General features: G+C 75.6%; 6 protein-coding genes. 3 read left to right on the top strand and 3 right to left on the bottom strand.

The window, feature by feature from the left end; all coding sequences use genetic code 11:
* Positions 1 to 25: 25 nt before the first annotated feature.
* The gene (locus tag ACOJTC_RS13765; protein ID WP_420117145.1) at positions 26 to 229 is read right to left on the bottom strand and encodes a cold-shock protein; all 204 of its coding nucleotides are present in this window, start codon (positions 227 to 229) and stop codon (positions 26 to 28) included.
* 180 nt (positions 230 to 409) lie between these two features.
* On the opposite strand from ACOJTC_RS13765, the gene ACOJTC_RS13760 reads away from it, so the two are divergent.
* Both ACOJTC_RS13760 and ACOJTC_RS13755 read left to right on the top strand, forming a co-directional pair.
* Positions 410 to 1093 carry a class I SAM-dependent methyltransferase gene (locus tag ACOJTC_RS13760; RefSeq protein ID WP_357935935.1) on the top strand — a complete coding sequence of 228 codons (684 nt, stop codon included), beginning with the start codon at positions 410 to 412 and terminating at the stop codon, positions 1091 to 1093.
* 128 nt (positions 1094 to 1221) lie between these two features.
* On the top strand, positions 1222 to 1839 hold the full coding sequence (locus ACOJTC_RS13755) for a DedA family protein (RefSeq protein ID WP_204926073.1): 618 nt from the start codon (positions 1222 to 1224) through the stop codon (positions 1837 to 1839).
* 36 nt (positions 1840 to 1875) lie between these two features.
* Here the strand turns inward: ACOJTC_RS13755 and ACOJTC_RS13750 are convergent, their stop codons facing one another.
* Together ACOJTC_RS13750 and ACOJTC_RS13745 are read right to left on the bottom strand one after the other, a co-directional pair.
* Complete coding sequence (locus ACOJTC_RS13750) at positions 1876 to 2529, bottom strand: MBL fold metallo-hydrolase (RefSeq protein ID WP_377686986.1); 654 nt, start codon at positions 2527 to 2529, stop codon at positions 1876 to 1878.
* A gap of 7 nt (positions 2530 to 2536) precedes the next feature.
* A complete protein-coding gene (locus ACOJTC_RS13745) occupies positions 2537 to 3256 on the bottom strand; it encodes a maleylpyruvate isomerase family mycothiol-dependent enzyme (RefSeq protein WP_420117144.1) in 720 nt (239 codons plus the stop codon).
* A 179-nt stretch (positions 3257 to 3435) separates the two neighbouring features.
* On the opposite strand from ACOJTC_RS13745, the gene rsgA reads away from it, so the two are divergent.
* A complete protein-coding gene (gene rsgA, locus ACOJTC_RS13740) occupies positions 3436 to 4515 on the top strand; it encodes a ribosome small subunit-dependent GTPase A (protein ID WP_420117143.1) in 1080 nt (359 codons plus the stop codon).
* Positions 4516 to 4608 lie beyond the last annotated feature (93 nt).

Here is a 4608-nt window from a genome sequence, read left to right as displayed (position 1 = left end):
GGCCCCCCGCCACCGGCACGGAGACTTACAGCGGGCGGACGGTCTCCGCCTGCGGACCCTTCTGCCCCTGGGTCACATCGAACTCGACCTTCTGGGCCTCCTGCAGTTCCCGGTAGCCGCTGGTGGCGATCGCCGAGTAGTGAACGAAGACGTCGGGGCCTCCGCCGTCCTGCTCGATGAAGCCGAAGCCCTTTTCCGAGTTGAACCACTTGACCGTGCCGGTTGCCATGCATCTCTCCCTGTTTACAACGGGTGATCCCGCCGCTGCGGCGGATGATCGCCCTGTACTGCCCCGACAGTAGCCGGCCGAGGCGGTTTTTGCCGGCTGAAAAGCCGCAGGATGCGGACGGAAACTCGCAGGTCGCCGGAATGCCGCCCGGCGGGAGGCCCGTTGCGGCACACTCGACCGGTGAACCGACCGCGCGTCGACGCGTTGACCGAGCTGGAACGCGAGATCGACGCGCCGGGCGACGGACTGGACCGGCTGCGGCTGGTGCCCACCCCCTTCGTGCCCGAGGTGCGGCTGCACCTCGCCGAGGACGCGATCGTCTGGTGGGCCCGGATGGAGGCCAGTGCCGGGCACACCCTGCCCCCGCCGTTCTGGGCGTCGGCCTGGGCCGGCGGGCAGGCCCTCGCCCGCCACCTGCTCGACCATCCCGACCTCGCCGCCGGCCGCCGGGTGCTCGACCTGGCCGCCGGCTCCGGGCTCGTCGCCATCGCCGCCGCCCTGGCCGGTGCCCGTCAGGTCGTCGCCAACGACGTCGACCCCTACGCGGTGGCGGCGGTCACCGTCAACGCGCGGGCCAACCGGGTCGACGTGCAGGCCAGCCACCAGGACCTGCTCGACGACGACGGCACCCAGGCCGACCTGCTGGTCGCCGGGGACGTCCTCTACGACCGGGACCTCGCCGTACGGGTCCTGCCGTACCTGCGGCGGGCCGCCGACGGCGGGGCGCAGGTGCTGGTCGGCGACCCGGACCGGGGACACCTGCCGCCGGACGTGCTGGAGGTGGTGGCCAGCTACCCGGTGCCGACCACCGAACCCTCCGTCGACTCCCCGGTCCGTCGGGTCCAGGTGCTCCGCCCCCGCTGAACCACCCTGCCGGGAGGCCCCCGGGCCACGCCGTCGCGCGGCCCGGGGGAAGCCCGTAGGGAAAGTCGGGGAGTGATCAGGGTCGCGACCCGATGCGCCGGGAGGCCCGGTGGCCGTAGCGTCATCTCGTGCTCGACGAATTGGCCCAGCTCGGAGACCTACCGACCGCCCTGTTGATGGCGGCACTCGGGCTGGTGATGCTCGCCGACGCCGTACCGCTGCTCGGGGTGCTCGTCCCCGGCGACGTGGCGATCCTCGCGGCGGTGGGGGTGGGTCGACCGGTCGCCGGGGTGGCGACCGTCGTCGCCGTGGTCGCCGGCTGCCTCACCGGCTGGTCGCTGAGCTTCCTCGCCGGGCGGATCTTCGGCGAGCGGCTGCGGCACAGCCGGGTCGGCGACTGGATCGGTGAGGGCCGCTGGTCGGCCGCCGAGCAGCTGCTGCGCTCCGGCGGTGGGCGGATGGTGCTCGTCGCACCCTTCCTGCCGGTGTTCAACACGCTGCTGCCGTTGGCGGCCGGGAGCCTGCGGATGTCGTACCGCCGGTTCGTCGTCTGCGCCGCGTTCGGCGCGGCGGCGTGGGCCGGCCTCTACCTGGCCCTGGGCGCGGCGTCGCGGGCACTGGCCGGGCTGCTGCCCGGCAACCCGCTGCTGGTCACCATGGCCGTCGGCCTGCTGCTGGCCGGCCTGGTGCTGCTGGGCACCAGGCGTCGGCTGCGCGCGGTGACCGGCGTCGGCCAGCCGGGCTGACCGACGCCGGGCGGTCAGCGCCGGCCCGTCAGCGGCTCACCAGCCGCGCGCCCGCCACTGCGGCAGCGACGCCCGTTCCGCGCCGAGCGTGCTGTCCGCGCCGTGCCCCGGGTAGAACCAGGTCTCGTCGGGCAGCCGGCCGAACAGCTTGTGCTCGACGTCGTCGATGAGCTGGCCGAACCGCTCCGGGTCCCGGTCGGTGTTGCCCACCCCACCGGGGAACAGCGAATCGCCGGTGAACAGGTGCGGGGTGCCGGCCGGGTCGCGGTAGAGCAGCGCGATCGACCCCGGGGTGTGCCCCTTGATGTGGATCACCTCCAGCGTCTGGTCACCCACCGCGACGGTGTCGCCCTCGGCCAGGGTCTGTGCCGCGATCGGCAGCCCCTCGGCGTCGTCGGCGTGCACCAGGGCGGACGCGCCGGTCGAGGCCACGACCTCCTCCAGGGCGACCCAGTGGTCCATGTGCCGGTGGGTGGTGACCACCGAGGTCAGCCCGGCGTCGCCGATCAGGTCGAGTAGCCGGGGCGCCTCGTTCGCGGCGTCGACGAGCACCTGCGCGCCCGTGTCACGGCAGCGCAGCAGATAGGCGTTGTTGTCCATCGGGCCGACCGACATCTTGGTGACGGTGAGCCGGTCCAGTTCCCGCACGGCGGGTGGGCCGCCGTGGGTGACGTCTCCGGTGTAGCTCATACGCGGTCTATATCCATTCCGGTGGGGTCGGCAGGGCACCGTCGGGGGTGACGGTCAACCCGTCGCCGCTGCTGCGGCCGATCAACCAGGCGGCCAGCGCGGCGCAACTGCCGGCGACCTGCGGGGCGTCCTGCGCGTCACCCAGCACCAGTTCCGGCCGGTTGCCGTCGGTGGGCCGCAGCACCAGCGCGGGCGCGTCGGGCCGCTCGGCGAGCCCACCGGCCACCTCGTGCAGCAGGTGCGGGGCGAACGCGGCCGGCCAGTCCACCGGCCGGTAGCCGGTGGCCAGGTCGACGTGGTGCACCTCCAACTCGCGCCACCGGCCCCAGAGCACCAGGGCGGCCGGCCACGGGCCGCGTCGGGTCTGCACGGTGGCGCTCCACGCCGACGCCGTCATCGCGGCCACCGCCTCGGCGAACCGGTCGGTGCTGCGGCGCAGGTCGGCCAGCAGCTCGGCGGGCGGCCGGCCGGCACCGGCGGCGATGTCGGCGTCGCGGGCCGCGGCGCTTGCGTACATCGGAATGTCCTGCCCGGTGCGGGCGGCGGTGAGCAGGTTGACGAACCCGTCGGCGTTGCGTGCCAGGTGGGTGAGCACGTGGCCCCGGGTCCAGCCGGGCAACAGGCTGGGGGCCGCGACGGCCGCCGTGTCCAGCACGGTGGCGGTGTCCAGCAGGCGGGCGGCCGAGTCGGCCACCTCACCGGTAAACATCAGTGGATCCGTCGTCACGCCACGACCCTAACGGTCCGGACAGCGTTGCGCCGCCGGGGAATTCGCTTTCGGCGCGTCGGTGCGACGCCTACCGTCGGGCTACGACGCGGTACCGGGACGACGGACGGGGGTGGTGATCATGCCGGTCGCAGGACGCGTGTTCGGCCACGACCAGTTCCGACCTCGGTGAGGATGACATGACCATCGATCTGACCGCCCTCGGCCTGGACGCCGAGCGGGCGGCGTACGCGCGGCGGCGCCCGGACCGCCGGCCCGGCCGGGTGGCCCGGGTCGACCGGGGGGTGTGCACGGTGCTCGCCGCGGACGGACCGGTCCGGGCCAGCCTGGGCCCGGCGGTGCTGGCCGCCGCCGCCCGTGACCTGACCGCCCTGCCGTGCGCCGGTGACTGGGTGCTGCTGGCCCGCTGGCCGGACGGCCCGGTGACCGTCGACGCGGTGCTGCCCCGGCGGACCGCGCTGGTCCGCCGCACCGCCGGCAAGGACGCCAGCGGCCAGGTGCTCGCCGCCAACCTCGACACCGCCGCGGTGATCGAGCCGGTGCACCCGGAGCCGGACGCCGCCCGGATCGAACGGCTGCTCGCGTTGGCCCACGAGTCCGGGGCCACCCCGCTGGTGGTGCTCACCAAGGCCGACCTGGCCGCCGATCCGCAGGCGGTGGCCCGGCAGCTCGCCGCCCTCGCCCCCGGGGTGCCGGTGCTGCCCGTCAGCGCCGAGCGGGGGACCGGCCTGACGCCGCTGCGTCCGCTGGTCGCGGCGGGGCGCACGCTGGCCCTGCTCGGCCCGTCCGGGGCGGGCAAGTCGAGCCTGGTCAACGCCCTGGTGGGGGCGGAGGTCATGCCCACCCAGGCGATCCGGCGGGTCGACGGCAAGGGGCGGCACACCACCACCTGGCGGGCGCTGGTGCCGGTGCCCGGCGGCGGCGCGGTGCTGGACACCCCGGGGGTCCGGGCGGTGGGGCTGCTCGACGGGCACTCCGGGCTGGACCGGGCGTTCACCGACATCGCCGAGCTGGCCACCGGCTGCCGGTACGCCGACTGCGGGCACACCGCCGAGCCGGCCTGTGCGGTGCGCGAGGCGGTGGAGACCGGGGAGTTGCCGGGCCGGCGCTTCGAGAGCTGGCGTCGGCTCCAGCGGGAGCTGGCGTACGAGAGCGGTCGCCGGCAGAGCCGGCTGGCGGCCGAGCGGCGGGGTGGCTGGCGGGGTGGTCGTCGGCGGCCGGCCCGGCCGGCGACGCCGCCCCTGCCGGGCGGTTTCTGACCGCCCCGGTCCGGGCGGGCGGGGCCGGCCGGAACGGGGCGCGGGGCGCGCCCCCCCGGGCGGCCCGCCCCCCGCCGGCCGGGGGGCCCCCCC

The organism is Micromonospora sp. (genome assembly GCF_048594385.1).
GTDB lineage: Bacteria > Actinomycetota > Actinomycetes > Mycobacteriales > Micromonosporaceae > Micromonospora > Micromonospora wenchangensis.
Note: the sequence above shows the minus strand (reverse complement) of the source record. Positions and strands in the feature narration are given on the sequence as shown.